The sequence below is a fragment of the Mumia sp. zg.B53 genome (genome assembly GCF_019550935.1).
GTDB lineage: Bacteria > Actinomycetota > Actinomycetes > Propionibacteriales > Nocardioidaceae > Mumia.
Map to the genome: position 1 here is coordinate 1,780,452 of NZ_JAHWCK010000001.1, position 26,449 is coordinate 1,806,900.

Here is a 26,449-nt window from a genome sequence, read left to right on the forward strand (position 1 = left end):
GCACGAACCGCCCCAGCGTCAGACGCTGAGGCGGTTCGGTGTCTCGGTACGAGATCAGTGGCGGTCGGACTCAGCCCGGTCGCCGGCGTCGTAGAAGTCACGGCTTCCGGACTTCGCCAGGCCGCGGCTGACCATGTAGCCGATCGTCAGGAGGGTCACGTAGAACCATGCCTCCTGAGGGCCGAAGTCGCTGCCGTCGACGAAGGCCGAGGCGATCAGGACGCCGAGCGCGACGACGACGTAGGCGATGAGCTCGCTCGTCTTGAAGGACGCCTTGGTCTCGGTGCTCAGTCGGGCGGTCGAGCGGTCGTGGTTCTGGTGGGTGGCATGCGTGGTCGACATTGTGAATTCCTTGTGTGAGATCAGGAGGCTCTAGCCGGATCGGCTCGGCCTCTCCCGGGCCGCGAAAACGCGATCAAACTCAGGTACCCGGCGGTAACATCTCCAAACCTCCCCGACCGCGGCGTGCGCGTCAGCGCATGACGCTCAACGGCAGGTACGCGCTGACCACCCAGTTCGGTGCGTCGACCACCTCGCTGATCTTGAGGTCGACCACGACGCTGCACAGCACGTAGGCGTCGCGCGGGTCGAGCCCGTAGGTGTGGCCGAGGTGGTCGATCATCGCCCGCACGGCGTCCTGAGCGGCCCGCATCAAGGACGGCGCCACCCCGGTCGTCGCATACCAGCCGGCATCCTCGAGCCCCGTGCGCAGCGCACCGGGAGTCCGGAACTGCGGCCCGGGGATCGATCGCCCCTGGTGCAGGCGAACGCGTACGGAACCGCGGGCCGCCCATTCGACCGCGCTCACGCACACCTCGCCGTCACCCTGCGCCGCGTGCGGGTCGCCGATCGCGAGCCGCGCGCCCGGCACCTGGACCGGCAGGAACACCGACGAGCCGACGACGAGGTCGCGGCAGTCGAGGTTGCCGCCGAACGTGCCTGGCGGCATGACCGGCAGCGGCTCGACGGTGTCCGGGCAGACGCCGACGACGCCGAAGAACGGACGGACCGGCACGCGCGCCACGTCGCCCATGTCGGTGTGGTCGCCGTCGATCTCCCAGCGGAACAGGTACCTCTCGCTGAAGTCGGCGGCGAGCAGTCCTTCGTCCGGCCCCAGCACGGTCCAGCCGAATCCCTTGGTCCCTTCCGCCTCGAGGATCTCCACCTCGAGCACGTCACCGGGCCTTGCGCCGGCGACCACGACGGGGCCGGCGAGCGGGTACATCGGCCGTGTCGGGTCGGACGCAGGCAGCGCTCCGCCCGTCGGCACCTCGTCGTACCGCCCGTTCACGGCATCCTCGCAGTCGAACGACACCGTGTCGCCGGACGCGACCTCCAGCCGGGGCTCGTGGGTCGTCGTCCAGAGGTGCTGAGGATCGCCGGCGAGGTCGTGGTGGGTCATGCCGACGATCCTCGCGCACGTGGAGGTCTCGCCGTCACCTGCCGGGCGGCGCCTCGGCGGCGTCCAGACGCCGGCGGGCCAGAGCACGGGCTGCGGCACCGGCCGTCGTCCTCTCCGCGCTCGCCGTCGCGAAGATGTCGCGGACGCGGTCCTCCAGCGCGGCGACCCTCACCCGGACCTGGTCGGGCGTGCTGCCGTCGCGCTCGCCGCCGACCTGGACGAGGCCTCCTGCGTTCGCGACGTAGTCCGGCACCCAGACCGTCCCACGCTCGACGAGCATCTCCTCGACGTCCGGAGTTGAGAGCTGATTGTTGGCGGCGCCGCAGACCAGACCAGCGCGCACCGTCCCGACCGAGGCCGGCGTGAGCGTGCCGCCGAGGGCGCACGGGGCATAGACGTCCACCTCGGCGTCGACCACCGAGTCCACGAGCTCCAGCCCGAGATGGGTCTCCCCGGCCCGGCGACGTGCGCCGGCGTCGGGCTCGGCGAGCACCACACGCGCTCCCTGGTCGCGCAGCAGTCCGATCAGCCGGAGACCGACCTTGCCCGCCCCCTCGACGCCGACGGTCAGAGCGCCGAGGTCGGCGCTCCCGAACGTGTGCGCGGCGGCCGCGCGCATCGCGGAGAACACGCCCAACGCCGTCGCGAACCCGCTGTCACCCGAGCCGCCCGCCGCGACCGTGCGACCGACGACGTACGGGGTCTCCTCGCCGACCACGTCGAGGTCCTCCGCCGTGACGCCCACGTCACCCGCGGTGATGTATCGGCCCCCCAGCGACCCGACGAACCGACCGTACGCGCGGAGCAGCGCCCGCGACCTGAGGGTCGCCGGGTCCCCGACGATCACGGCCTTGCCGCCGCCGAGGTCGAGCCCCGCGGCCGCTGCCTTGTACGTCATGCCCTCCGAGAGACGGAGCACATCGGTGAGGGCATCGCTCCCGGACGCGTACGGGTAGAACCGCGTGCCGCCGAGTGCCGGACCGAGCCGGGTGTCGTGCACGGCGATGATCGCGCTCAGCCCGGTGGCCTCGTCGTGGTGGAAGTGGACGCGCTCGTGGGAGTCGATCGTCAGCCCCTCGAGTCCGTCGAAGATGCCGTCGACGGTGTCGCGTGCGGTGGTGGTCATGCGCGTCCTTCCGAGTCCGAGGGGCGCGGTCGGCGCCAAGGGTCGGCACCCATGCTCGGAGCGCCCACGGATGTGGTCAACATCACGTGCTCGAACTCAGTGTCCTGATCACTTCGTGCCGAGAAACGCTGGCTCTGCTGCGCAGTCTGCTCATCAGCTGCCGTGCGAGCGGTATGCCGGGGCGCGGGTGGTCCCCGGGCGAGGAGCCGACTCCAGCAGCGGCTGGACGCGACGCGGGATCAGCACCGACAGCACGACGATGCTCGTGGACCGGACGATGCTCGGCGACTGGTCGAGCCGCAGCAGGGTGCCCTGGAGCTCTTCGTGCGAGGCCGTGGCGACCAGGCACAGGACGTCGAACGACCCCGTCGTCACGACGGCCTCCACCACCTGCGAGATCGCGTCGAGCGCCTCCCGGACCTCGTCCAGGGCGCCCTGCGCGATCTCGAGCGTGACGTAGGCCTGGACGGGGAAGCCGGCCGCCCGCAGGTCGACGTCAGGGCCGTACCCGGTGATCACGCCTGCCTCCTCCAGCCGCCGCAGACGGGCCTGGACGGTGCCGCGGGCGACGGAGGTGGTGCGCGAGAGCTCCAGCACCCCCGCGCGGGGGTGGTCGTGCATCACCGCGATCAGGGCGAGGTCGAGCTGGTCGAGCATCACGACGCCACTCTCGTACGAAGTAGACGATCCGTCCAGTCAAACCAGCCTCCCGGTGGGCGATCTGCACGTTGCGGCCAGGTGAGGAGGTGCCGGTTGCACAGTCGATCGTCCGCGCGATGTGATCTGGGACACGAGGCTCGACCCGCTCGCTCGCGCAACAAACCGGAGGACACGATGACCATCGAGCACACGCTGACCAGCGAGGAGGCTCTCGCCGGACTCGACGTCGACCAGCTCAAGAAGCTCGTCGGACTGGTGGAGTACGACGAGGCCAACGACCCCTTCCCGGTCACCGGCTGGGACGCCGTGGTGTGGGTGGTCGGCAACGCGACGCAGGCCGCGCACTACTACCAGTCGGCGTACGGCATGGAGCTCGTCGCCTACTCCGGCCCGGAGACCGGCAACCGTGACCACTGCGCGTACGTCATGCGCAGCGGCGGCGTGCGCTTCGTCCTCAAGGGCGCCGTCGCACCGGACAGTCCTCTGATCGCCCACCACGCGGCGCACGGAGACGGCATCGTCGACATCGCGCTCGAGGTACCCGACGTCGACCGCTGCATCGCCCACGCGCGTGAGCAGGGCGCGACGGTGCTCGAGGAGCCGCACGACGTCACCGACGAGCACGGCACCATCCGCACCGGGGCCATCGCCACCTACGGCGAGACCCGGCACACCCTCGTCGACCGGTCGGCGTACTCCGGTCCGTACCTGCCCGGCTTCGTCGAGCGCACCAGCGCGTACGAGAAGCGGGCGGGAGCGCCGAAGCGCATCTTCCAGGCGCTCGACCACGTCGTCGGCAACGTCGAGCTCGGCCGCATGGACGCCTGGGTGGACTTCTACCACCGCGTGATGGGGTTCACGAACATGGCCGAGTTCATCGGCGACGACATCGCGACCGACTACTCGGCGCTGATGAGCAAGGTCGTGGCCAGCGGCAACCACCGGGTCAAGTTCCCCCTCAACGAGCCGGCGGCGGGCAAGAAGAAGTCGCAGATCGACGAGTACCTCGAGTTCTACGGCGGTCCGGGCGCGCAGCACCTCGCCCTGGCGACCAACGACATCGTCAACGCCGTCGACGTCCTGCGTTCGGAGGGAGTGGAGTTCCTCGCGACGCCCGACTCCTACTACACCGACCCCGAGCTGCGGGCGAGGATCGGCGAGGTCCGGGTGCCGATCGAGGAGCTCCAGGCCCGAGGGATCCTCGTCGACCGCGACGAGGACGGCTATCTCCTCCAGATCTTCACCAAGCCGGTCGGTGACCGGCCGACTGTCTTCTTCGAGCTGATCGAGCGCCACGGCTCGCTCGGCTTCGGCAAGGGCAACTTCAAGGCGCTCTTCGAGGCGATCGAGCGCGAGCAGGAGCGGCGCGGCAACTTCTGATCAGTGCGGAGGGGCCGGCCGTACGGGCCGGCCCTTGCGCGACTCCCGGCCGAACGTGGTTAAGTTAGGCAAGGCTTACAGAAGCCAAGGGGGAAGCGTGTTCGCGAACTATCTCATCGGCCTGCGCGAGGGGCTCGAGGCGGCGCTGGTCATCAGCATCCTCGTCGCCTACCTCGTGAAGACCGAGCGACGCCACCTCCTGCCGCGGATCTGGGCAGGAGTGGCACTCGCCGTCGGGATCAGCGCGGCCTTCGGCGCCCTGCTGACCTTCGGTCCGCGCGGCCTGACGTTCGAGGCGCAGGAGGCGATCGGCGGCACGCTGAGCATCATCGCCGTGGCATTCGTGACCTGGATGGTCTTCTGGATGGCCGGCGCGGCCCGCACGATCAGCGGCGAGCTCCGCGGCAAGATCGACGTCGCCGCCGACGCCGGACGCTGGTCCCTGGTGGTCGTCGCCCTCCTCGCCGTCGGCCGCGAGGGACTCGAGACGGCGCTGTTCCTCTGGGCAGCGACCCAGACCGCCACCGCCGACGGCCAGACCGCGACGTGGGAGCCGCTGCTCGGCGCCGCCCTCGGGCTCGCGACCGCCGTCGTGCTCGGCTACCTCTTCTACCGGGGCGCGATCAGGATCAACCTCTCGCGTTTCTTCCTCTGGACCGGAGCGTTCCTCGTCGTCGTGGCCGCGGGAGTGCTCTCGTACGGGGTGCACGACCTCCAGGAGGCGGGGATCCTCCCCGGGCTGGGCAACGTGCTCTTCGACGTCTCCGACGTCATCGACCCGGCCACCTGGTACGCCACCCTTCTCAAGGGTGTCTTCAACTTCTCGCCCGCCACCACCGTCCTCGAGGGCCTCGCCTGGCTGCTGTACCTCGTCCCGACGATGACGCTCTTCCTCCTCACGATGCGACGCCGCGACCGGTCCGACCGACCGGTCGAGCAGCGCGTCTCCGCCTGACCGACCGCCACACCGCATCACCCCACGAAGGATCCGTTCACATGCGTCGTACCTCCCTCCCCGCCGTCGTCGGGCTCGTCACCTTGTCGGTCGGCGTCCTCGCCGGGTGCACCGACAACCGACCCGCCGACGCAGGTGACGCCCGCAGCCTCGACGTGGTCTCGACCGCCGACGGCTGTGAGCTGTCGGCCACCAAGGCTCCCGCGGGCAACCTGAGGTTCAGCGTCCGCAACGACGGCTCGGAGGTCACCGAGTTCTACCTGCTGGCCTCCGACGGCCTGCGGATCGTCGCCGAGATCGAGAACATCGGCCCGGGCCTGACTCGTGACCTCGTCGTGACGGCGCCCGAGGGCGACTACGTGACCGCCTGCAAGCCGGGCATGAAGGGGGAGGGCATCCGCGACGACTTCGCGGTGACTCCCTCCGACGAGGACGTCACGGCCAGCGGGGACGACAAGGTGCTGGTCGACCAGGCCAACAAGAACTACGCCGCGTACGTGCAGGACCAGAGCGCCCAGCTGCTCGACCAGACGACGCGGTTCGTCGCGCTCTACACGGCCGGCAAGGACGACGAGGCCCGCGAGCTCTATCCGGTCGCGCGCCAGCACTGGGAGCGCATCGAGACGGTGGCCGAGTCGTTCGGTGACCTCGACCCCAAGATGGACGCGCGCGAGGCCGACCTCGAGCCGGGCCAGCGCTGGACCGGGTGGCACCTGATCGAGAAGGACCTCTGGCCGCAGCGGGCCAAGGGCTACGAGCCGCTGACCCGCGCGGAGCGGTCGACGTACGCCGACGACCTGCTGGCCAACACCCAGACCCTCGACGACCGGGTCCAGGACCTCACGTACTCCGTCGACCAGATCGCGAACGGCTCCCGTGGCCTGCTCGACGAGGTCGCCACAGGCAAGGTGACCGGCGAGGAGGAGTACTGGTCGCGGACCGACCTCTGGGACTTCCAGGCCAACGTCGACGGCGCGCGCGTCGCGTTCGAGGGCGTGCAGCCGATCGTCGAGAAGAACGACGAGGCGCTCGCCACGCAGATCGCAGAGCGCTTCGACGCGCTCCAGGCGCTCCTCGACGAGCACAAGGACGGTGACGGCTTCGTCACCTACGACCAGTTGACGACCGAGCAGGTCAAGGCGCTGTCCGACGCCGTCAACGCGCTGAGCGAGCCGCTGTCCCGGCTCGCCGCCGCGACGGTCTGAGGCAGGGGCATCAGGCATCGGAGGTGAGGACATGGGCGAGGAGCGACGAGGGATCAGCAGGCGCGGCCTGATCGGCGGTGGGGCCGCTCTCGGGGTCGGCGCGGCTGCGGTCGGGTTCGGTGCGGGGCGGGGGACGGCCGTCGAGACCGAGCGCGCCGGTGCCGCGGCGGCGTACTCCCTCTACGGCGCGCACCAGCCGGGCATCGTCACGCCCGTGCAGGATCGCCTCCACTTCGCGACGTTCGACGTCACCACCGACTCGCGCGCGGCACTGGTCGACATGCTGCGCGCGTGGACCGACGCCGCCGCCCGCATGATGCATGGTGACGGCGCAGGACCCTCCGGGCCGACGTCCGGAGACTACGACGCCCCGCCGGACGACACCGGCGAGGCGATCGACCTTCCTCCGTCGCGGCTCACGCTGACGTTCGGCTTCGGGGCCTCGCTCTTCGACGACCGGTTCGGCCTGTCCGGCAGGCGGCCGGCCGCGCTCGATCCCCTTCCGCACTTCCCCGGTGACAACCTGCGCCCCGAGCGCAGCGAGGGTGACCTCTGCGTGCAGGCGTGCGCCGACGACCCGCAGGTCGCCGTGCACGCGATCCGCAACCTTGCCCGGATCGGCTTCGGCACCGTCGGCATGCGGTGGTCACAGCTCGGGTTCGGCAAGACGTCGACCACGACCCGAGACGAGGCGACGCCTCGCAACCTGTTCGGCTTCAAGGACGGGACGATGAACGTCAAGTCCGACGACCGTGACGCTCTGGCCGACCACGTGTGGGTCGGCGAGGACGCCGACCAGCCGTGGATGGCCGGGGGCAGCTACCTGGTCGCGCGGCGCATCACGATGACGATCGAGACCTGGGACCGGCAGTCGCTGCGTGAGCAGGAGCGCGTGGTCGGCCGGACCAAGTCGGAGGGGGCGCCGCTGTCCGGCGGCGTCGAGCGCGACCAGCCCGACTTCGCGCGGGCCGGCCGCGAGGGGAAGCCCTTGGTCGACCCCGCCGCCCACGTCCGCATCGCGCACCCCGACCACAACGGCGGCGTGCAGATGCTGCGCCGTGGCTACAACTTCGTCGACGGCAGCTCCGACATCGGCCGGATGGATGCCGGTCTCTTCTTCCTCGCCTACGTCGTCGACCCCGCGACCCACTTCGTCCCGGTGCAGATGCGGCTGGCCACCCTCGACGACATGCAGGAATACGTCCAGCACACCGGCTCCGGGCTGTTCGCGATCCCTCCGGGCGTCCGGCGCGGCGAGTACGTCGGGCAGGGCCTCTTCTCCGCCTGAGCCTGCGCGACGCCGGTCGGAGTGGCACGTTGGTGACCATGGCAAAAGAGACCCGTCCGATCGGGATCGACGTCGGCGGCAGCGGCATCAAGGGCGCGCCGGTCGACCTGAAGAAGGGCGAGTTCGCCGCTGAGCGGCTCCGGATCGAGACCCCGAAGGAGTCGACACCGGACGCGGTCGTCGACGTCATCGCCGAGATCGTCGACCACTTCGGCGACCGTGACCGCAAGGCCCCGGTCGGCGTCGCGTTGCCGGCCGTCGTGACACGCGGCCTGGTCCGTACGGCCGCCAACATCGACCGCAGCTGGATCGGCACCGACGCCGTCCACCTGCTCACCGAGCGGCTCGGGCGGCAGGTGGTCGTCCTGAACGACGCCGACGCCGCCGGGATCGCCGAGCGCGAGTACGGCGCGGGGCGCGACACGTCCGGTCTCGTCATCATGACCACCCTCGGCACCGGCATCGGGACGGCGATCCTCAACGAGGGACACCTCGTCCCCAACAGCGAGCTCGGCCACCTGCGCATCGACGGCGAGGACGCCGAGAAGTCCACCTCGTCTGCCGCGCGTGAGAACGAGGACCTCTCGTGGGAGGAGTGGGCCGAGCGTCTCCAGCGCTACTACGCCCGGCTCGAGGACCTGCTCTGGCCCGACCTGTTCATCGTCGGGGGAGGAGTCGCGAAGCACGCCGACAAGTTCCTCCCCCTCCTGCACCTGCGCGCGCCCATCGTGGCCGCACGGCTCGGCAACTCCGCCGGCATCATCGGCGCTGCTCTGAGGGCGTCGCGGGCGCAGGACTGAGACGCGTCAGGCGGTCGTCTCGGGCTCGTAGGTGAAGAACGAGATCCGACCGTCGATCTCGAGGACGGCGATCTCCACGTCGGACAGGCGACGTACGCCCTGCTCGCGGGCGGAGGTGATGAGGTCCTCCAGCGCGAGCCGCTGGTCCCGCAGCACCTTCATGCGTGGCTCCCCGTCGCGCATCACCACGACCGGCGAGCCCTTGATGAAGCGCAGCCGGTCGGGGAAGCGCCACGCCAGCCACGACAGCGACACGGTCAGGAGCGTGAAGGTGCCGACGGCCAGCACGGCGCCGGTGATCGAGCTGTCCTGCTGCGTGACGGCGCCCTGGACGAGGTCGCCCATCACGATGAACAGGATCAGCTCGAACGTGCTGAGCTCCCCCAGGGTCGAGCGTCCGACGGCTCGGGTGATGAGCCACAGGAAGGCGAAGATGATGATGGCGCGGACGACGATCTCCATCGCCGGCCTCTGTTCTGCGGTAGTCGAGTCGTCCTGCTCCAGGTCAGGGCAGGAGCGTCGTCCGGATGGTGGTCTCGGCGAGCCGGGTGCTGCCGTCGGCGACGAAGACCGTCGCCTGCTCGCCCTCCTGGCTCGACGGCTGGACGTAGACGTCGACGTCGATGCGGACCGTGGTCGCGCCGGGCTGCGCGGCGATCGTGAGATAGAGGTACGTGCCGTCGGTGCTGGTGTCGCTCGGCTCCGGGAAGATGCCCTGGCTCTCGAAGATCTCGAGGTACTCCTGGGAGACGCCCACGACGACCTCCTCACCGACGCCGTCGGGGTTCGACACGGTGATCGAGAGCGGGGTGTCGAGTCCGGCGCGCGCGAGTCGCGGATAGTTCACCGAGAGCGTGAAGCCACCGTCCTCGGCGGTCGCGGTGAGGTTGCGGACGCCGAGCAGACCCGCCGCTCCCGCGACGACAAAGAGGAACAGGGCGATGAGGACGACCCGCGTCGTCCACCGGGCCGTGCCGGTCGTCGTGTCCTCGGGCACGTCCTCGTACGTCGTCGTCACGGGGTCATCCTGCCCTGCTCAGCGGTCGCTGACCGACCCTGTCGGGCACCTCGCACTAACGTGGGTGACATGGACTTCCGTTACCTCGGCAACAGCGGCCTCAAGATCAGCGAGATCGCCTACGGCAACTGGCTCACCCACGGCTCCCAGGTGGAGGCCGACGTCGCGCAGGCATGCGTGCGCCAGGCCCTCGACGAGGGCATCACGACCTTCGACACCGCCGACGTCTACGCCAACACCGTCGCGGAGGAGGTGCTCGGCGACGCGCTCAAGGGCGAGCGGCGCGAGTCGCTGGAGATCTTCACGAAGGTCTACTGGCCGACCGGTCCGCGGGGGCACAACGACTCGGGCTTGTCCCGCAAGCACATCCGCGAGTCGATCGACGCGTCGCTGCGCCGTCTGCAGACCGACTACGTCGACCTCTACCAGGCGCACCGCTACGACGTGGAGACGCCGCTCGAGGAGACGATGCAGGCCTTCGCCGACGTCGTACGCTCCGGCAAGGCGCTCTACATCGGTGTCTCCGAGTGGACGGCCGACCAGATCCGCGCCGGGCACGCGCTCGCGCAGGACCTGGGCGTCCAGCTGATCTCGAGCCAGCCGCAGTACTCGATGCTGTGGCGGGTCATCGAGGGCGAGGTCGTGCCGACGAGCGAGGAGCTCGGGATCAGCCAGATCGTGTGGTCCCCCATCGCGCAGGGCGTGCTCACCGGCAAGTACAAGCCCGGTCAGCCGGCGCCCGAGGGCTCGCGCGCCACCGACACCAAGGGCGGGGCCGACATGGTCGCTCGCTTCCTCCAGGACGATGTGCTCGAGCGCGTCGCGCGGCTCGAGCCGATCGCCGACGACCTCGGGCTGTCGATGGCGCAGCTCGCGGTCGCGTGGGTCCTGCAGAACCCGAACGTCGCCGCGGCGATCATCGGCGCCTCGCGACCGGAGCAGGTCACCGACAACGTCAAGGCGAGCGGTGTGCGCCTCGATGCCGAGGTGCTCAAGACGATCGACGAGGTCCTCGGTGACGTCGTCGTGCGCGATCCGGCGATGACCGCACGCAACGCGCCTGACACGCGCCCGAGCTGACGGAGAGGGACACGATGAGCACGTTGGGGGAGACAGGGCCGAACCGCCGTCTCATGCAGCTGTCGGAGAGCGAGTGCTGGGAGCTCGTCGGCACCCAGGAGGTCGGCCGGATCGGGTTCGTGGCCGAGGGGTCGCCGCAGATCTTCCCGGTGAACTTCATGGTCCACGAGCACCGGATCCTGTTCCGCACCACGCCGTACGGCGCGGTCGCCCAGGCCGTCACCGACACGCCGATCGCCTTCGAGGTCGACACGATCGACGGCGCCAACCAGACCGGGTGGTCGGTCCTGCTCACCGGCATCGGTCAGCACGAGACCGACCCCAAGGTCCTCAACGACCTGTGGGGGCCGAACCGTGCGACGCCGTGGGCGGACGGTGCCCGGGTGCTCTGGATCTCGCTCACGCCCACCGCGGTCAGCGGGCGTCGGATCGCCTGGAGCTGACCCTCACGAGACACGGTGCGGCCCACCCGGCATGATCGCGCCATGAACCCGACGGTGAGCCCAGACGAGCTCGCGGACATGCTCGAGCAGGTGCGCCAGCTCGTCCGCCGAGACGTCGTGCCGCGCGAGCGAGAGATCGCCGACGCGGACGCGATCCCCGCCGACCTGCTCGCCAAGGCGAAGGCGATGGGCCTGTTCGGGTACGCCATCGACCAGGAGTGGGGCGGGCTCGGGCTCGACCTCGTCCAGGAGGTCGAGCTGGCGATGGAGCTGGGATACACGTCGCTCGCGTTCCGGTCGATGTTCGGCACCAACAACGGCATCGCCGGGCAGGTGCTGGTGAACTTCGGCACCGACGTCCAGAAGGCGACCTGGCTCGAACGGATCGCCGGCGGTGACGTCGTGGCGTCGTTCGCCCTCACCGAGTCGGGTGCGGGGTCCAACCCCGCGGGGCTGCGCACCAGGGCGGTGCGCGTCGACGACGGGTGGTCGATCACCGGGGAGAAGCGGTTCATCACCAACGCTCCGCTCGCCGCCCTCTTCATGGTGTTCGCCCGCGTCGACGCGGAGGAGGGCGACCAGATCGCGGTCTTCCTCGTGCCGGGCGACACGGCGGGGGTCACCGTCGGACCGCACGACCGCAAGATGGGCCAGGAAGGCGCCTGGACGGCCGACGTGCACCTCGACGACGTCCGCGTCCCGGACGACGCGCTGGTCGGCGGCGCGGTCGACGTCGGCTACCGCGCCGCGATGACGTCGCTGGCCAAAGGCCGCGTCCACATCGCCGCGCTCGCGGTGGGCCAGGCGCAGCGGGCCCTCGACGAGTCGGTCGCGTACGCAGCGACGGCCACCCAGGGAGGCACGCCCATCGGTGACTTCCAGCTCGTCCAGGCGATGCTGGCCGACCAGCAGGTCGGTGTCCTCGCCGGCCGCAGCCTCGTCCGCGACACCGCCCGCCGCTTCGTCAGCGGAGAGGACCGCCGGATCGGCCCGTCCGCGGCGAAGCTGTACTGCACGGAGATGGCCGGCCGCGTCGCCGACCTCGCGGTCCAGGTCCACGGCGGCTCCGGCTACATGAGGGACTCGACCGTCGAGCGCATCTATCGCGACGTCCGACTCCTCCGCCTCTATGAAGGCACGAGCGAGATCCAGCGCCTGATCATCGGCTCGAACCTCCTGCGGGAACAGCGCCGCAACGCCTGATCAGGTCAGCCGGACGACGACGTCGGCCCGTGCTCGCGTGGCCTCGACCAGCCGCGCGTTGGCCTGGTCGCTGCGCGCCACCCACGCCTCGGCCTCGGCCGGCGACTTCCCGAAGGCGACGTGCCGCGCCACGAGCCGGCGTACGCGGAGCTCCTCGTCCTCGGCGAGGAACCACACCTCGTCGAGCAGCGCTCTCACCGCCTGCCAGCCGGGCTCCTCGAGCAGGAGGTAGTTGCCCTCGGTGAGCACGAGCTCGGCGGCACGCGGAACCGCGATCGCCCCGGCCACGGGCTGCTCCAGCTCGCGCTCGAACACCGGGCCGTAGACGACCTCCTCCTCGCGGCGGGCGATCCGGCGGAGCGTGGCGGCGTACCCGCCGACGTCGAAGGTCGTGGGCGCCCCCTTCACGTCGCGCAGCCCCAGCCGGTCCAGAGTGACGTCGGCCAGGTGGAACCCGTCCATCGGGAGGTGCGCGACGTCCAGATCGGTCGCCCTCGCAAGGAGCTCCCCGACGAGCCACGACTTGCCCACCCCCGGTGCGCCGGTGATCCCGAGGAGGCGTCCACCGTCTCGTACGAGTCGGTGAGCGCGGTCGGCAGCCCGGTCGAGGTCGTCCACGACGATCGTCACGCACACCAGTGTGTCGTGCACGAGCCGTGCGGGCAGGCGGTCGGACCCTCTACGCTCGTGCTCTGCCCACCCGACGGAGGACGCGATGAACATCATCACGCGAGGGTTCCGCGGCCGGCGCGGTGACGACGACGTCACCCTTCCCCCGGGGCAGTACCTCGAGCGTGGCTTTCCGGTGCTGTCGGCCGGACCCACCCCGCAGGTCGCCCCGGGGGCCTGGTCCTTCACGATCACCACCGAGGGCGGCGAGAAGCACCACTGGAGCTGGATGGAGCTGCAGGCGCTCCCGCGCGAGGACATCACCGTCGACATCCACTGCGTCACCAAGTGGAGCAAGCTCGGCACCCGGTGGACAGGAGTCAGCCTCGACGTCCTGCTGTCGGGCATCGACACCGGCGCTTCGTACGCGATGGCGCACTCGTACGGCGGCTACACCACCAACCTCCCGCTCGCGGACCTGCGCGACGGACAGGCGTGGGTCGCGTACGGCTACGACGGGCAGCCGCTCCGGCCCGAGCACGGCGGACCGGCACGGCTCCTCGTGCCCCACCTCTACTTCTGGAAGTCCGCAAAGTGGGTCACCGGGCTCGAGCTGATGACCACGGACCGGCAAGGGTTCTGGGAACGCGCGGGCTACCACGACTACGGCGACCCCTGGCGCGAGCAGCGCTACGCGGGCGACTGAGGCCCCGGCACGTGACCGGGATGCCGTGGAGGCGAGCCGTGGTGCTCGCCCGTCGCACCGAGACGGCGACTGCCGCGACGCTTCTCCTGCACGTCGAGGGGCAGCCGGCGGCGACCGCCGGGCAGCGGGTGGAGATCCGCCTCACCGCCGAGGACGGATACACCGCCGACCGCGAATACTCGCTCGCGCGGGCAGGAGAGCCGGACCGGGCCGAGATCACGGTCCAGGCGATCGACGGCGGTGAGGTGTCGCCCTTCCTGGTCGACGAGCTCGAGATCGGCTCCGAGCTGCAGGTGCGCGGACCGATCGGTGGATGGTTCGTGTGGCGGCCGGACCAGACCGAGCCCGTGCTCCTGGTCGCCGGCGGCTCGGGCATCGTCCCGCTCATGGCGATGGTTCGTGCGCGCAGGGAGGCCGGCAGCAAGGCCCCCTTCCGGCTCGTCTACTCCGTCCGCTCGCGCGAGGAGATGTTCTACCGCTCGGAGCTGCGCATGCCCGATCCGGGTGTCGACGTCACCGAGGTCTACACCCGAGAGGCGCCCGAGGGGTCTCGCCGTCCGGCCGGACGGCTCACCGTCGCCGACGTGAACACGGGCGGGTGGCCGCCCGACTTCGCGCCGACCGCCTACATCTGCGGGCCGACGGGCTTCGTCGAGAGTGCCGCGGACATGCTTCTCGCCCTCGGTCACGACGCGCGCCGGATCCGCACCGAGCGCTTCGGCCCGACGAGCTGACCGCACGGCGGATGCGGACCATCGTCCCGGACGCCATGATGGCCGGGATCACCACCACCAGAGGGGGCGCCTGATGACGGGCAGCAGCAGCGACGTGGAGATTCACATCGGCGAGGGTCTCGCGGGGACGCAGACCGTGGAGGTGGCGGTCTCGGAGAAGGGGACCGCTGAGCTCCTCGCGGCCCTCGACGAGCACGACATCGGCCACGACGTGCTCGACAAGCGCGTCGAGTCCCTCCCTGGGGGCACCGTCCTCGCCGTCGGCTCGTTCCACCTGGGGCAGGGCGGTGCCGGGCTCGGAGACGCGCTCGCCGACTGCGCCCGACGCCTCGAGCCCGTGGTCCCCGTGGTCACGATCGGAGGGACCCCGTACGAGGTGGCCGAGTCCGGAGCCGTCGCCTCGGCGCTCGTCGCACTCCGCGCCGCCCAGGACGAGCGGGACGCCGCCGCCGCCGAGGCCCGGTCGGAGTGGGAGCGTGACTACGAGCAGGAGCAGGGGGCGGAGGACTCCGAAGAGCCCAAGGGCTGACGGCCTCAGGCGGCGCGGAACCACTTGGCGAGCTTGTCGAGCTCGCCCTCGGAGCTGGGGCGGTCGGACTCGCCGGACTCGTCAGCGTCCGCGGGCTCGTCCGCTGCGGGATCTTCGACCACCGGCCGCTCGACCGTGGGCTCCTCGGCCGCGGGCTCCTCAGCCTCAGGGCCGGCCTCGGCCTCAGGACCAGCCTCATCCTCAGGGCCAGCCTCGGCCACCGGCTCCTCCGGTGTGGCTTCGGCCTCCGCGGTCGGCATCCACCCCGCCGGCACCGGCAGATACGGCCGAGGCACTCCGGGGTCGTTGAGCAGCGACGTCAGCCGGTCCAGCTCGCGGGCGAGCTGGATCTCCGGGGCGACCTCCTCCTCGACGACGAGGTACTTCGCGATGCTCTCCTCGCGTGCGATCGCGGCGGCGCTGCGGGTCGGCTCGGCGGCCGAGCTCTCGACCGAGGCCGGGCGAGGCGTGGGGAAGACGAGGCCGGTGCTGTCCAGTCGGGCCGCGTGGATGGTATGGACGACGAGGACCGCCGTGAGCACCAGCGTCGCGGTGACCCACCCGGCCACCAGCTGATCGACCGGGGCGTCGGGCGCGAGGGGGAGCAGGAGGTTGAAGGGGACGAGTGCAGCGCTGAGGGCCACCAGGAACAGGGTCCCGAGCGGGCGCCACCATCGGCTCTCCCAGCCGAACAGCACGCGTTCACGCTCTTCGACCGAGCCGCGATAGTCGGGGAGGTCCGTCGGCAGCCCGTTGAGCCATCGGCGCTGGGCCCGGACGGTCCGGCGCCAGTCGCGCCGTACGAGCACGTCGGCGACCAGGCCACCGGTCATCACGGACAGCAGCACGACCAGGACCGGCACCACGAGAGCGTCCGGCAACCCCGTGACGCAGAGCAGCAGCGTCACTGCGGCAGCGGCCGTCGTCGTGACCAGCCCGATCCACATCCGCCGCGGTGTTCGAGTACGTCCCGAGTCCATGCTCTCCTCCCTTGACGCCCCTCCGGGGATACGTAATCAGTCCAACAGGACAACGTGGTCTCGACCACTCCAAGTTCCTCGTACGCGGTGAGACGTGTCACCCGGCTGCTCGACGCGCCGGCGGCCGCACTGTCTAGGATGGGCAGGTGATCGACATCGAGGACGAGGTGACGGCGCGCGACGGTGCCGTGGACGCCACCGGGACAGCGAGCCCTCTGGCCTGGCTGATGGCGATCGGCGGCGTGATCGGACTGGTCGCCTCGGCGATGCTCACCTACGACAAGATCAAGCTCCTCGAGACCCCTGGCGCCAGCCTCGCCTGCTCGATCAACCCCTGGGTCGACTGCGGCGGCGTCGTCTCGAGCTGGCAGGCCTCACTCTTCGGCTTCCCCAACACGTTCCTGGGCCTCGCCGGCTTCTCCGTGGTGACCACGCTCGGCGTGCTGCTGCTCTCGGGCACGCGGCTGCCTGAGTGGTTCTGGGCGGGCCTCCAGGTCGGCGCGGTCCTCGCGGTCGCCCTGATCACCTTCCTGCAGTACACGAGCATCTACAACCTCGTGAAGCTGTGCCCCTACTGCATGGTGGTGTGGACGGTGACGATCCCGCTGTTCGTGGCCGTGACCGCGCGCAACCTGCGTTCCTGGGCCCCGACGTCGGCGGTGACCCGCTTCGTCTCGAACTGGACGCTGCTGATCGTCCTCCTCTGGTACGTCGCCGTCGTCTCGGCGATCTGGTTCCAGTTCGGGCCTGAGCGCCTCTTCGCCTCCTGAGGGGACGGGCCTGCGCGGGAGGACAGATGTCATCCCCGACTGCCCACTTTTCGCTCTGGGAGCCGCCCCACGTCGCTCCGTAGCGTCGTCCGTACGGCCCAGGTCGGGCCGTGGACGGAGGAGCGACATGACAGAGCAGCTGAGCCGGGACGGCACGTCGGAGACCGCGGACCGGCGGGGCACCTTCCTCGACGACCTGGCAGCGGCGGTGGTGAGCGCTGCAGCCGCTGCGTTCGCCTGGTTGCTGTGGAGCCAGGTCATCGGCGTGGAGCTCGAGGTGAAGGGGTTCGGCGGCGGCGTCCAGGAGGTGGGCGTGGTGTCGGTCGTGCTCAGCGCGGTCGCCTTCGTCCTCGTCGGTGCGGCGTTGTTGAGATGGATGCAGCGGCGCTCGGAGGCGGGGCTGCGGTGGTGGACCTGGATCGCGACGGCTTTCGCGGTCGTCTCGCTGATGTCGCCGACCTCGGCGCTGTCGGCGCGTGCGGTGGTCGCGCTGATGAGCATTCACGTGGTCGTCGCGGCGGTGGCCATCCTGTGGTTGCGGCATGTTCACGGGCCCGTCGACGGTCCACGCGAGCGCGTCGCCGCACGCGGACGAGCAGTAGGTTGAACCTCATGGCCGAGACGTGGGGCTGCCAGGCGCGACGGTACGCCGCTGTCCTCGTCTGGGTCCCGTTGCTCGCGGGTGTCCCGTTGTTCGCCCTGCACGGCGGGTCGGCGCAGGTCCTCGGTCAGATCGCGATCCTGTCAACGGTGGCGGCAGCCTCGGTCGCCACCGTGCTGACCGGACGCGTCGCGGCACTGGTCGTCCTCGGTGTGGCGACGGTCGTCGCGTCCACGCAGGGCGAAGGCTGGATGACTCCGTGGACCCTGCTCGCGATCACCGCGCCCGTCGTCTTGAGGGGGTGGCCGTTGGCGGTGACCGTCGTCGCCGCGGCTGCCGGTTCGGCGACGGCGATGTGGAGGGTCGACGACGTCGGCGAAACGTTCTGGATCGGCGTCGCGGGGGTGCTGCTCGCTGGCGGAGCGACGACGGCCTACCTTCGGCTGCTCGAGGCGAACGCGGCGTTGCGGTGCACGCGCGCCGAGCTCGCCCGGGTGGCCGTGGCGGAGGAGCGTGAGCGGTTCTCACGCGACCTCCACGACCTCCTGGGACACACCCTGAGCGTGATGGTGGTCAAGGCGCAGGCGGTACGGAGGCTTGCGGAGCGCGACCCGGCGGCTGCGGCCGTGCACGCCGCCGACATCGAGCGGATCGGCCGCGACGCGCTCGTCGACGTACGGCGCGCGGTGGACGCGATGCGGGCGCCGCGGCTGTCGGAGGAGCTCGAGGGCGCACGTCACGCCTTGTACGCGGCGGGGATCCGGAGCGAGGTGGTTCCCTTCGGTGGTGAGCTCCCCGAGCCGGTCGACGAGACGCTCGCCTGGGTGGTGCGCGAGGGCGCGACGAACGTCATCCGGCACTCTGGCGCGACGCAGGCGACGTTCGCGCTGACCGGCGTCGACGGAGAGGTGGAGCTGACCGTCGCCGACGACGGGGTCGGGGGGCCTCTCGAGGTGAGCAGACGTGACGGTGGGCTCGAAGGGCTTCGTCGGCGGGTGGCGGCGGTGGGGGGTCTGCTGACGTACGAGCCGGCGGACGAGGGTTTCCGTCTGGTCGCGCGGGTGCCGGTGACGTGATCCGGCTCCTTCTCGCCGAGGACCAGGCGATGATGCGGGGCGCGCTCGCGGTGCTCCTCGACCTCGAGGACGACCTCGAGGTGGTCGCCCAGGTCGACGACGGCGACGACATCGTGCCGACCGCTCTCCGCGAGCGGCCGGACGTGGCACTCCTCGACATCGAGCTGCCGCACGTGAGCGGTCTGGAGGCGGCAGAGCAGCTCGCGACCGTGCTTCCGGAGTGCCGTGTCGTCATCGTCACTACCTTCGCGCGCACCGGGTACCTCCAGCGGGCGATGGCCGCCGGCGCTCGGGGCTATCTGGTCAAGGACGCGCCCGTGGAGGGCCTCGCCGATGCCATCCGGCGGGTCGCCGCCGGCGGCACCGTCGTCGACCCCGAGCTCGCCGGTGCGGCGCTGCGGGCACCCGCGAACCCGTTGACGCCGCGCGAGAAGGAGGTCCTCGCGGCAGCCGAGGACGGCTCGTCGATCGTCGACATCGCCGGCCGCGTCCACCTCTCGCCGGCCACCGTCCGCAACTACCTCTCGGTCGCGATCAGCAAGACCGGCACCCGCAACAAGACCGAGGCGGCGCTGCTGGCCCGCGACAACGGCTGGCTGTGACCCGTCCTCACCAGCCCCGGGCGATCCGGTCACGGAGCCACCCGTACGAGGCCTTCGGGGTGCGCCGGCCTGTCGAGAAGTCGACGTAGGTGAGCCCGAACCGCTGGGTGTAGCCCTCGGCCCACTCGAAGTTGTCGAGCAGCGACCACACGAGGTAGCCGCGGACGTCGACGCCGGCCGCGCGCGCCTCGCCGACCGCACCGATGTGGGCGTCGAGGAAGGCGATGCGGTCGGAGTCGTCGACCGTCCCGCCGGGCGAGAGCACGTCGGGGTACGAGCAGCCGTTCTCGGTGACCACGATCGGCGGGAGCCCGGCCCCGTAGGTGTCGCGCAACCCGACCAGCAGCTCGGTGAGCCCGTCGGGGACGACCGGCCAGCCGAAGCCGGTCTGCGCCGGACCCTCGATCGGCACAAGCTCGAACGGGAGCGGACTGCCCGGACCGGGCGCCTTCACCTGCGTGGGGTTGTAGTAGTTGACGCCCAGCAGGTCCAGCGGCTGCCCGATCACCGACAGGTCGCCGTCTCGCACCACCGCGCCGGCACCGGCCACGGCGGCACCGAGCTCGTCGGGGTAGGCGCCACGGAGCACGCTGTCGAGGAACATCCTGTTGTGGAAGGCGTCGTACGCGCGCGCCGCGGCGGTGTCCGTCGCCGAGGTCGACGCCGCGCGTACGGGTGTCAGGTTGTTGACGAGCATCACCGGCGCGTCACCCGGCCCTGCTCGTAGCGCCTGCGTCGCGAGCCCGTGCGCGAGCAGCTGGTGGTGCCCCGCCGCGAAGGCGTCGAGGAGCAGAGTCTCTCCCGGTGCGTGGGTGCCGAAGGCGTATCCCAACGCCATGTGCACGAACGGCTCGTTGAGGGTGCCCCAGGCCGCGACCCGGTCGCCGAGCACCTCGGCGACCACCGCGGCGTACTCGGCGAACCTCTCGGCGGTCTCGCGCGCCATCCAGCCGCCGGCGTCCTGCAGGGCTTGGGGAAGGTCCCAGTGGAAGAGGGTCGGGACCGGCGCGATCCCCCGCTCCAGGAGGCCGTCGAGGAGTCGGTCGTAATAGCCGATCCCTGCCTGGTTCACGGGTCCCTGGCCGCGGGGCTGCACCCGTGGCCAGGCGAGGGAGAACCGGTACGCGTTCGCGCCGAGACCGGCCAGGAGGTCGAGGTCCTCGGGCCACCGGTGGTAGGAGTCGCACGCGACCGCACCGGACGAGCCGTCGGTGACCCGGCCGGGCTCGGCGCAGAAGGTGTCCCAGATGCTCGGGCCACGTCCGTCCTCGTCGGCGGCGCCCTCGATCTGGTACGCCGCGGTCGCCGCGCCCCACCAGAACGACGAGTGACTCGCGACCCTGGTCACGCCAGCTGCCATGGGCACATACTGTGCGCGTGTCCAAGATCACGCAAGCGCCGTCGGCCGCGCTGCGTCGCGCACGGTTGGCGACGTCGGTCGGGTTCTTCCTCCAGGCCGCGATCCTGGTCACCATCTTGTCGCGGCTGCCGACGTTCGAGGACGAGCGGGGCGTGACCGAGGCCGACGTCACGATCATGCTGCTCCTCACGTCGGTCATCGCGGGGGCGGGCTCCTTGCTCGCCGAGCGGATCGCGGTGCGGCACTCGAGCGCGCTCGCTCTCCGGCTGGCCCTGCTGATCATCAGCGCGATGGTCGTCGTGGTCGGCCTGGTGGAGTCGCTGCCGGGCATGTACGTCGCCTTCGCCGTCTACGGCATCGGCGTCGGGGCGGCTGACGCGGCGACGAACATGCAGGGCGTGACCGTCCAACGGCTCTACGGCCGCAGCATCATGACCCGGTTCCACGCCATGTGGAGCATCGGCGCGATCGTCGGCGCCTTGTACGCCGCCGGCAGCGCCGAGCTCGGGATCGGACTCATGCCCTCGCTGGTCGCGCTGGGCATGGTCGGGATCGTGGTCACCGTCGTCGTCTCGCCGTCCCTCGTGGGCCCGGGCGTCGAGCAGGAGGTCACCCACGACTCCGAGGGCTCCGCCGCGTCCCTTCACGTCCCGTGGCGGCCTCTGCTGGCCCTGGGACTCGTGGTGATCGTCTTCTATCTCGCCGACACGTCGGTGATGAGCTGGAGCTCGCTCTATCTGCACAAGGCGCTCGACTCGAGCGAGACCGTCGCCCCGCTCGGATATGCGGCCTACCAACTTGGTGCCGTGATCTCGCGGCTCGCCGGCGACCGGTTCGTCAGCCGGTACGGCGCCGTGCCGGTCGTCCGCGCCGGCACCGTGGTTGGGCTGGTCGCGCTCTTCCTGGTCGTGGCCGCGCCGGTGCCGTGGATGGCGATCGCCGCCTTCGGCCTGATGGGGTTGGGGCTGCCGATCGTCATCCCGCTCGCGTTCGCTGCCGCGGGCAGCATCCCCGGCACCGATGCCGACGTTGCCATCGCACGTCTCAACCTCTTCAACTACGTCGGCAACATCGTCGGCGCGGCGCTGATCGGCGCGTTGGCGACCGGTGGTCAGCTGCGGTGGATCTACGTCGTACCGCTGGTCCTCGTCCCGCTGATCCTGCTCGTGGCGCGGACCTTCGCGCCGGAGCGCGAGATCGAGGCCGTCGCCCGAGCCCGCCCCTGACACTCGGGGGGTATGGACGAGGGGGAGCCCTGCGGTTCCCGTGGGCCGTCAGGGCCGTTGGGCCTGCTCTGTCGCCGCGAGGTGGGGCGCAACGACGCTGACGATCTGCTGATGGGTGTCAGCGTCAGCGGCCGCGATCAGGCCCCGGCCGGTCTCCAACGGTCCACCGTGGAGGTCGGTCACGATGCAACCAGCGGTGCGGCACAGCTCGATGCCCGCGGCGAAGTGGACGTTACCGACGAAGTGGCCGTCGCTGATGTACGCCGCACGGCGACCAGCCGCCACCCACGCCACGGCGAGCGTTGTCGACATGACCCGCGGTCCGAACGCTGAGCGGAAGGCCGGGTCGACGATGACCTGCGCAACGAGGAACGGTCGGTCGAGCGGGCCGTCGCAGTTGACGTCGACCAGGCGCGACTCAGGCGACGGGAGGAGCGGGACGTCGACACCGCCCCGCCTGAGAGCCGCCTGCTCTCCGTCTGTCCAGAACACCTCGCCGGCGATGGGGTCAACCGAGACACCCACCAAGGTCCGCGAGTCGTGAATCAGCGCAACGTTCACGGCAACCAACGGGGTCTCGGCCGCGAAGTTGAGCGTGCCGCACAGCGGGTCGACCAGCCAACGACGTCTGGAATCCAGGACACCGCCGCCGCCTGACTCCTCGCCCTCCACAGCATCCGCGGGTCGAGCGGCGGTGATCACCTCGAGAATCGCGCGTTCGGCGTCGAGGTCGGTGTCTGTCGCGAAGTCGGTGGGTGTCTTCGCATGCTTGACCAACGATCCCCCGTTGGCCGAGCGGACCACAGCCGCCCCGGCTTCAGCGGCGGCCAGGGCAACGTCGACGTCATTCGACAGTCGGGTCACGGGATGATGGTCCCGGACTCACGACCCTGGCGAGGGCCAGCCGGGTCATGACGGCCGACATCGCCGGCACCGGCTCGGGTTGATCGCCACACGCTCCAGAGGACGATGAGGAGGAGCGTGGCGACCGCGGTGTATCCGACGACTCCGCAGACGCGCTGCATCGCTGGGTCGTGCGGGACCAAGGGGCGGGTGGTGAATGCCTTGTGGGCGATGTAGGTGGGTACGGCGAGGGAGGCCAGCAGGCCTCGTATTCCGCCCTTGTGGATGGTGACGACGATGAGGCTGAGACCTGCAGCGGTGATGGACCCGATCACGAGGTAGGCGGTCACGTCGGTGACGACGCCCATGTCGCCACCCGCGTACGTTCCGGCGGCGAGGTCGGACACGTAGTAGCCGAGGACCGCAGGCAACAGGAAGGCCAGGCATCGCCGCATCGCGGTCGTCCAGGTGCGTGCCGGCAAGGCGCTGAGGAGTCCCGCCGTGAGCCAGGCCCAGTCATTTCCGAGGAGTTTTGACAGGTGTACGGCCAGCGGCGTTTCGCCGTGGTTGGCGGCTGAGGTGGCAACTCCGAATCCGAGACCGGCGAGCAACAGGACGGACGGATGGGTGAGGTCGAAACGGCGTCGCATGATTCGACTGCTCGCTACTTCGACCACGACGCATAACAGGTCGCGGTTGTGTACTCGGCGTAGCCGGCCGCAGCGAGTCCGCCGGCGGGGGCCCAGGCGGAGCGTGTCTTGCCGTTCATCTTCGCCGTCGCGCCGTGGCCGACGGAGGGGTGCAGGTAGTGCGATCGGCAGACCTTCTTGCCGCCCGCGTCGAGCGTCGCTCCGTACGACCAGGTTCCGCCACCCACCGTGACGATGGCCCGCGCGCCGATCGTGCCTTCAGAGGTTTCGCCGTCGACGACGACCTCTCCCGTGCCGGTGAACTGAACCCATCCGCCGGTGGCCGTTTCACCCTGGGAGATGACCTGGATGCCGGTCGTACGGCTCTGCTCGGCCGCAGCGGCGGGGCCAGCGCCCAACGCTGCCGCCCCCGCAAGAGTGAAGAGCGACGCCATTGCCATTGCCATCGTCAATGTCTTCTTCATTGCCGGAGAGTAGCGGTCGTGAAGTGACGGCTTGCTGTCGAGAGCGGCACGGCCTAATGTGAAGTGATGACTTCAGAAGTGGCCGCCGGCGGACTACCTCCACGCCGAGTCGTTGCGAGCGCCGCGCTGGCCGCGCTCGCCGTACCAGCCCGGTTCGCGATCCTCAGCCATCTGCTCGCGGCCGGCCCCCGGACGGCCAGCCAGTGCGCGAAGGTCGTGGGCGAGAGCCCCTCGAACTGCTCGTGGCATCTGCGCGAGCTCGCCAAGGTGGGTCTCGTCGAACCGTCCGACCTGGCGCACTCTGACGGACGCGCGAAGCTGTGGCAGGCGACGGCGGCGGGCTTCGACCTCTCGGGGGGCGACGAGCCGGCCGAGAGGGTCGCCCTGACCGCGCTCGCGGTGGTGGCGGCGGAGCACGTCGACCGGGCCTACGGCCGCTACCTGGCTCGCCAGGACGAGCTTCCCGAGGACTGGACCGAGGTGTCGGGCGCCAACGAGTACGCGCTCGACCTCACGCCCGCCGAGCTGGAGAAGCTCCTGGAGGCGGTCGATGCGCTGGTTCGCCCCTATGTCCGGCCGATCCGGAAGGACGCGCCTGCGAACAGTGAGGTCGTCCACGTGACCCTCCGAGCGTTCCTCGAGACCGACCTGTTCCTCGACCGGTGACGACCCGGGCGGTGCTCGGGCGGCCGGACCTGCTCCGGCTCGCCGCGGGTGGCCTGATCTCCGAGGTCGGCGACTGGATGCTCCTCGTCGCTTTCCCGTTGTTCGTGCTCGAGCTCACCGGCTCGCCGCTGGTCACCTCGACGGTCTTCGTGCTGCAGATGGTCCCGAGCGTGGTTGCCGGGCCGCTCGCCGGCGTCCTGATCGACCGGGTGGACCGATGGCGGTTGATGGCCGTGGTCGCGCTCCTCCAGGCGGCGATCCTGAGTCCGCTCCTGGCGGTGACCTCGGCGGACGAGCTGGGGGTGGTGTATCTGGTGGTCGCCGCGCAGTCCGTGCTCGGCACGATCATCGAGCCGTGTCGAGCGACGACGGCAGCGGCCCTGGCGCCGGCCGAGGACCTGATGGCCGTCAACCAGACGCTCGGGGTGGCCTCCAACCTCGCCCGCCTGGTCGGAGGACCGCTGGGCGGGCTCGCCCTCGGGCTCGGCGGCATCGGGACCGTGCTGGTGGCCGCCGGCGCCGCGTTCGTGCTGTCGGCCGTCCTGTTCGGCACCCGGCGTCGCGTGGGCTCCGACCCGACGCCAGGCACCAACCACGGTGACCACGCCTTGCGTGAGCTGTTCGACGGCCTTCGCCTGGTGGTGCAGGCGCCGGTGCTGCGCCGGTTGATGGGCGTCGCCGGATGCATGGCTCTCGCCCAGGGCGGCTTCGTCATCCTCTTCGTGCTGTTCGTGATCCGTGACCTGAACGGCGCCGAGTCCGAGGTGGGCATCCTGCGTGGGATACAGGCCGTCGGAGCCTTGGCCGGTGGACTGCTGCTCGCCCTCGTCGTGCGCAGGGTGCGCGCGCACCACCTCGTCGCGGGATCGCTCGCCATGTTCGGCGTGCTGTCGCTCGCGGTGTGGAACCTGCCGCACGTCACGACGTCCTTCGGGGTGTACGTCGCCCTGTTCATCGTCGTCGGCGCGCCGGGGCTGGCGGCCATGACCGGGCTGCTGACGATCGTCCAGACCCACGCGCCGGAAGCCGCACGAGGACGGGTGGTCAGCACCTTCTTCGCTGCCCTGACCGGGGTCCAGGCGGTGGGGATGCTCGCGGGCGGGCTCGTCGGCACGGGGATGGGATTGACCGTCGCCCTGCAAGTACAGGGCGTGCTCTACCTGGTGGCCGGTGCCTTGGCGCTGAGGCTCAGGCCAACGGTGCTGTCGGACAGCGCCCGCGCGGATTCGGCAGTGGTTCGGGACGGGTCGGCCGCCCCCGGGTCTTGACGAACAGCAGCATGTTCTTCAGCAGCCGATCGAGCGTGAGTTCTCTAACGGTCGTAGCTCATCAGTGGACGCCACACCCGTGGACGCCGAAGACGCCGGCGGCGACCCGCTAGATGACGAGGTAGCGGATGGTGTCGCCGAAGCTGTCACGATCCCTGAAGGCGAAACTGGCACCTGGGACCCATCAAGCGGGACAACCGGTGGAACTGTCGGCGCGGCTGGGACGGCCCCCACTGACGAGGACATCCCTTACGCGGGCTGGCGCGCGTGCGGGGTCTCCGATAGCCGCTACAAGCACGCTCGAGACTACGTCCGAATCCGGATCCACTCGCGCATGGTGGGGTCGATCGGACGTCTCTACTGTGGACGCTACGACTCTGTGCCGGGAGGAGAGTTGACCTTTGGGTACCGCCACATCAAGCAACGACACACGCGTGACTTTGCGCTGAAATCTCAGTGGATCTCCCGGAACTGGAGAGATCTGGCTGGCTGGACAATCAACTGGACGCTTCGAGATCCTGACGTTGCGGGCGACCCCACTCCGAGGCGCTTTTGCTATCAGCGAAAGTTCTACCTTTACTACGGCGACACCTTGGTCGCGAAAATGCGAACCTACGTGTACCTCGGCAAGACCGGGATGAGGATCATGACCGCTTTCCCGGGTAGTGGCGTTGGTGGAAAGGGCAAATGCAAGGCAGAAATCATCAATCGTGGCGGGACAGTCCGCTATGACACAGGACGTTAGGAAGGGAGCATGGGACTCGTAAGGCCACAAGTTTGGGTATGGCCCTCGACTGACGAGAGT

Annotated in this window: 31 protein-coding genes; 19 read left to right on the plus strand and 12 right to left on the minus strand. The window is 70.3% G+C overall.

Annotation, left to right across the window (positions count from 1 at the left end; genetic code table 11):
- Window positions 1-54: 54 nt before the first annotated feature.
- The 4 genes from KV102_RS08565 to KV102_RS08580 form a co-directional block, all read right to left on the minus strand.
- Window positions 55-342 carry a hypothetical protein gene (locus KV102_RS08565; protein WP_220343186.1) on the minus strand — a complete coding sequence of 96 codons (288 nt, stop codon included), beginning with the start codon at window positions 340-342 and terminating at the stop codon, window positions 55-57.
- Window positions 343-472: 130 nt separating this feature from the next.
- Window positions 473-1,402, minus strand: a complete 930-nt coding sequence (locus KV102_RS08570) for an acetamidase/formamidase family protein (protein WP_220343187.1) — start codon at window positions 1,400-1,402, stop codon at window positions 473-475.
- Window positions 1,403-1,436: 34 nt separating this feature from the next.
- Window positions 1,437-2,528 (minus strand): Glu/Leu/Phe/Val dehydrogenase, encoded by a 1,092-nt coding sequence (locus KV102_RS08575; protein ID WP_220343188.1) that lies wholly within the window; start codon window positions 2,526-2,528, stop codon window positions 1,437-1,439.
- A 153-nt stretch (window positions 2,529-2,681) separates the two neighbouring features.
- Window positions 2,682-3,185: an Lrp/AsnC family transcriptional regulator gene (locus KV102_RS08580; protein ID WP_255560819.1), complete on the minus strand. Its 504-nt coding sequence runs from the start codon at window positions 3,183-3,185 to the stop codon at window positions 2,682-2,684.
- Between the two features lie 177 nt (window positions 3,186-3,362).
- Between KV102_RS08580 and hppD the strand changes: the two genes are divergently transcribed.
- The 5 genes from hppD (at window position 3,363) to ppgK (ending at window position 8,816) form a co-directional block, all read left to right on the plus strand.
- Complete coding sequence (gene hppD / locus KV102_RS08585) at window positions 3,363-4,568, plus strand: 4-hydroxyphenylpyruvate dioxygenase (protein ID WP_220345927.1); 1,206 nt, start codon at window positions 3,363-3,365, stop codon at window positions 4,566-4,568.
- Between the two features lie 97 nt (window positions 4,569-4,665).
- Window positions 4,666-5,523 carry an iron uptake transporter permease EfeU gene (efeU, locus tag KV102_RS08590; protein WP_220343191.1) on the plus strand — a complete coding sequence of 286 codons (858 nt, stop codon included), beginning with the start codon at window positions 4,666-4,668 and terminating at the stop codon, window positions 5,521-5,523.
- A gap of 41 nt (window positions 5,524-5,564) precedes the next feature.
- Window positions 5,565-6,728: an iron uptake system protein EfeO gene (gene efeO / locus KV102_RS08595; RefSeq protein WP_220345928.1), complete on the plus strand. Its 1,164-nt coding sequence runs from the start codon at window positions 5,565-5,567 to the stop codon at window positions 6,726-6,728.
- Between the two features lie 31 nt (window positions 6,729-6,759).
- Entirely contained in the window at window positions 6,760-8,016 is a 1,257-nt protein-coding gene (efeB, locus tag KV102_RS08600; protein ID WP_220345929.1) for an iron uptake transporter deferrochelatase/peroxidase subunit, read from the plus strand.
- 38 nt (window positions 8,017-8,054) lie between these two features.
- Window positions 8,055-8,816, plus strand: coding sequence for a polyphosphate--glucose phosphotransferase (gene ppgK, locus KV102_RS08605; RefSeq protein ID WP_220345930.1), 762 nt, complete (start codon window positions 8,055-8,057; stop codon window positions 8,814-8,816).
- A gap of 6 nt (window positions 8,817-8,822) precedes the next feature.
- On the opposite strand, the gene KV102_RS08610 is transcribed toward ppgK, so the two are convergent.
- Both KV102_RS08610 and KV102_RS08615 read right to left on the minus strand, forming a co-directional pair.
- Window positions 8,823-9,278 carry a DUF421 domain-containing protein gene (locus KV102_RS08610; RefSeq protein ID WP_220343195.1) on the minus strand — a complete coding sequence of 152 codons (456 nt, stop codon included), beginning with the start codon at window positions 9,276-9,278 and terminating at the stop codon, window positions 8,823-8,825.
- A 43-nt stretch (window positions 9,279-9,321) separates the two neighbouring features.
- Window positions 9,322-9,834 (minus strand): hypothetical protein, encoded by a 513-nt coding sequence (locus KV102_RS08615; RefSeq protein ID WP_220345931.1) that lies wholly within the window; start codon window positions 9,832-9,834, stop codon window positions 9,322-9,324.
- Window positions 9,835-9,903: 69 nt separating this feature from the next.
- On the opposite strand from KV102_RS08615, the gene KV102_RS08620 reads away from it, so the two are divergent.
- The 3 genes from KV102_RS08620 to KV102_RS08630 are packed head-to-tail and all read left to right on the plus strand — an operon-like array spanning window position 9,904 to window position 12,560.
- Window positions 9,904-10,914 (plus strand): aldo/keto reductase family protein, encoded by a 1,011-nt coding sequence (locus KV102_RS08620; RefSeq protein WP_220343197.1) that lies wholly within the window; start codon window positions 9,904-9,906, stop codon window positions 10,912-10,914.
- A gap of 14 nt (window positions 10,915-10,928) precedes the next feature.
- Window positions 10,929-11,357, plus strand: a complete 429-nt coding sequence (locus KV102_RS08625; protein ID WP_220345932.1) for a pyridoxamine 5'-phosphate oxidase family protein — start codon at window positions 10,929-10,931, stop codon at window positions 11,355-11,357.
- Between the two features lie 42 nt (window positions 11,358-11,399).
- Window positions 11,400-12,560: an acyl-CoA dehydrogenase family protein gene (locus KV102_RS08630; protein WP_220345933.1), complete on the plus strand. Its 1,161-nt coding sequence runs from the start codon at window positions 11,400-11,402 to the stop codon at window positions 12,558-12,560.
- On the opposite strand, the gene KV102_RS08635 is transcribed toward KV102_RS08630, so the two are convergent.
- Window positions 12,561-13,190, minus strand: coding sequence for a nucleoside/nucleotide kinase family protein (locus tag KV102_RS08635; protein ID WP_308290274.1), 630 nt, complete (start codon window positions 13,188-13,190; stop codon window positions 12,561-12,563).
- 85 nt (window positions 13,191-13,275) lie between these two features.
- On the opposite strand from KV102_RS08635, the gene KV102_RS08640 reads away from it, so the two are divergent.
- The 3 genes from KV102_RS08640 to KV102_RS08650 all read left to right on the plus strand — a co-directional run bounded on the left by KV102_RS08640 (window position 13,276) and on the right by KV102_RS08650 (window position 15,138).
- Window positions 13,276-13,875 (plus strand): sulfite oxidase-like oxidoreductase, encoded by a 600-nt coding sequence (locus KV102_RS08640; protein WP_220343200.1) that lies wholly within the window; start codon window positions 13,276-13,278, stop codon window positions 13,873-13,875.
- Between the two features lie 20 nt (window positions 13,876-13,895).
- Window positions 13,896-14,609 carry a ferredoxin reductase gene (locus KV102_RS08645; RefSeq protein WP_220343729.1) on the plus strand — a complete coding sequence of 238 codons (714 nt, stop codon included), beginning with the start codon at window positions 13,896-13,898 and terminating at the stop codon, window positions 14,607-14,609.
- A 73-nt stretch (window positions 14,610-14,682) separates the two neighbouring features.
- Window positions 14,683-15,138 carry a hypothetical protein gene (locus tag KV102_RS08650; RefSeq protein ID WP_220343201.1) on the plus strand — a complete coding sequence of 152 codons (456 nt, stop codon included), beginning with the start codon at window positions 14,683-14,685 and terminating at the stop codon, window positions 15,136-15,138.
- Between the two features lie 5 nt (window positions 15,139-15,143).
- Here KV102_RS08650 and KV102_RS08655 read toward each other — a convergent pair whose 3' ends face one another.
- A complete protein-coding gene (locus KV102_RS08655; protein ID WP_220345934.1) occupies window positions 15,144-16,118 on the minus strand; it encodes a hypothetical protein in 975 nt (324 codons plus the stop codon).
- A gap of 146 nt (window positions 16,119-16,264) precedes the next feature.
- Between KV102_RS08655 and KV102_RS08660 the strand changes: the two genes are divergently transcribed.
- The 4 genes from KV102_RS08660 to KV102_RS08675 all read left to right on the plus strand — a co-directional run bounded on the left by KV102_RS08660 (window position 16,265) and on the right by KV102_RS08675 (window position 19,167).
- Window positions 16,265-16,888, plus strand: coding sequence for a vitamin K epoxide reductase family protein (locus KV102_RS08660; protein ID WP_220345935.1), 624 nt, complete (start codon window positions 16,265-16,267; stop codon window positions 16,886-16,888).
- Between the two features lie 127 nt (window positions 16,889-17,015).
- Window positions 17,016-17,495: a DUF6069 family protein gene (locus KV102_RS08665; protein ID WP_220345936.1), complete on the plus strand. Its 480-nt coding sequence runs from the start codon at window positions 17,016-17,018 to the stop codon at window positions 17,493-17,495.
- A 5-nt stretch (window positions 17,496-17,500) separates the two neighbouring features.
- The gene (locus KV102_RS08670) at window positions 17,501-18,565 is read left to right on the plus strand and encodes a sensor histidine kinase (RefSeq protein WP_220343205.1); all 1,065 of its coding nucleotides are present in this window, start codon (window positions 17,501-17,503) and stop codon (window positions 18,563-18,565) included.
- Window positions 18,562-19,167, plus strand: a complete 606-nt coding sequence (locus KV102_RS08675; protein ID WP_220343206.1) for a response regulator transcription factor — start codon at window positions 18,562-18,564, stop codon at window positions 19,165-19,167. The genes KV102_RS08670 and KV102_RS08675 overlap by 4 nt, the downstream gene beginning before the upstream one ends.
- A gap of 7 nt (window positions 19,168-19,174) precedes the next feature.
- On the opposite strand, the gene KV102_RS08680 is transcribed toward KV102_RS08675, so the two are convergent.
- Complete coding sequence (locus tag KV102_RS08680; protein WP_220345937.1) at window positions 19,175-20,527, minus strand: GH1 family beta-glucosidase; 1,353 nt, start codon at window positions 20,525-20,527, stop codon at window positions 19,175-19,177.
- An 11-nt stretch (window positions 20,528-20,538) separates the two neighbouring features.
- Between KV102_RS08680 and KV102_RS08685 the strand changes: the two genes are divergently transcribed.
- A complete protein-coding gene (locus KV102_RS08685; RefSeq protein WP_374197347.1) occupies window positions 20,539-21,753 on the plus strand; it encodes an MFS transporter in 1,215 nt (404 codons plus the stop codon).
- Window positions 21,754-21,801: 48 nt separating this feature from the next.
- Here KV102_RS08685 and KV102_RS08690 read toward each other — a convergent pair whose 3' ends face one another.
- Genes KV102_RS08690 through KV102_RS08700 form a run of 3 tightly spaced genes read right to left on the minus strand, consistent with a single transcriptional unit; the run spans window position 21,802 to window position 23,710 of the window.
- Window positions 21,802-22,617: an inositol monophosphatase family protein gene (locus tag KV102_RS08690; protein WP_308290275.1), complete on the minus strand. Its 816-nt coding sequence runs from the start codon at window positions 22,615-22,617 to the stop codon at window positions 21,802-21,804.
- A complete protein-coding gene (locus KV102_RS08695) occupies window positions 22,614-23,246 on the minus strand; it encodes a hypothetical protein (RefSeq protein WP_220345939.1) in 633 nt (210 codons plus the stop codon). The genes KV102_RS08690 and KV102_RS08695 overlap by 4 nt, the downstream gene beginning before the upstream one ends.
- A gap of 14 nt (window positions 23,247-23,260) precedes the next feature.
- Window positions 23,261-23,710 (minus strand): lactococcin 972 family bacteriocin, encoded by a 450-nt coding sequence (locus tag KV102_RS08700; protein ID WP_220345940.1) that lies wholly within the window; start codon window positions 23,708-23,710, stop codon window positions 23,261-23,263.
- Window positions 23,711-23,776: 66 nt separating this feature from the next.
- Between KV102_RS08700 and KV102_RS08705 the strand changes: the two genes are divergently transcribed.
- The 3 genes from KV102_RS08705 (at window position 23,777) to KV102_RS08715 (ending at window position 26,389) form a co-directional block, all read left to right on the plus strand.
- Complete coding sequence (locus tag KV102_RS08705) at window positions 23,777-24,376, plus strand: winged helix-turn-helix domain-containing protein (protein WP_220345941.1); 600 nt, start codon at window positions 23,777-23,779, stop codon at window positions 24,374-24,376.
- Window positions 24,373-25,644 carry an MFS transporter gene (locus KV102_RS08710; protein WP_220345942.1) on the plus strand — a complete coding sequence of 424 codons (1,272 nt, stop codon included), beginning with the start codon at window positions 24,373-24,375 and terminating at the stop codon, window positions 25,642-25,644. Before KV102_RS08705 ends, KV102_RS08710 begins: the two co-directional genes overlap by 4 nt.
- 64 nt (window positions 25,645-25,708) lie before the next feature.
- Entirely contained in the window at window positions 25,709-26,389 is a 681-nt protein-coding gene (locus KV102_RS08715) for a hypothetical protein (protein ID WP_220345943.1), read from the plus strand.
- The last annotated feature ends 60 nt before the right edge of the window (window positions 26,390-26,449 follow it).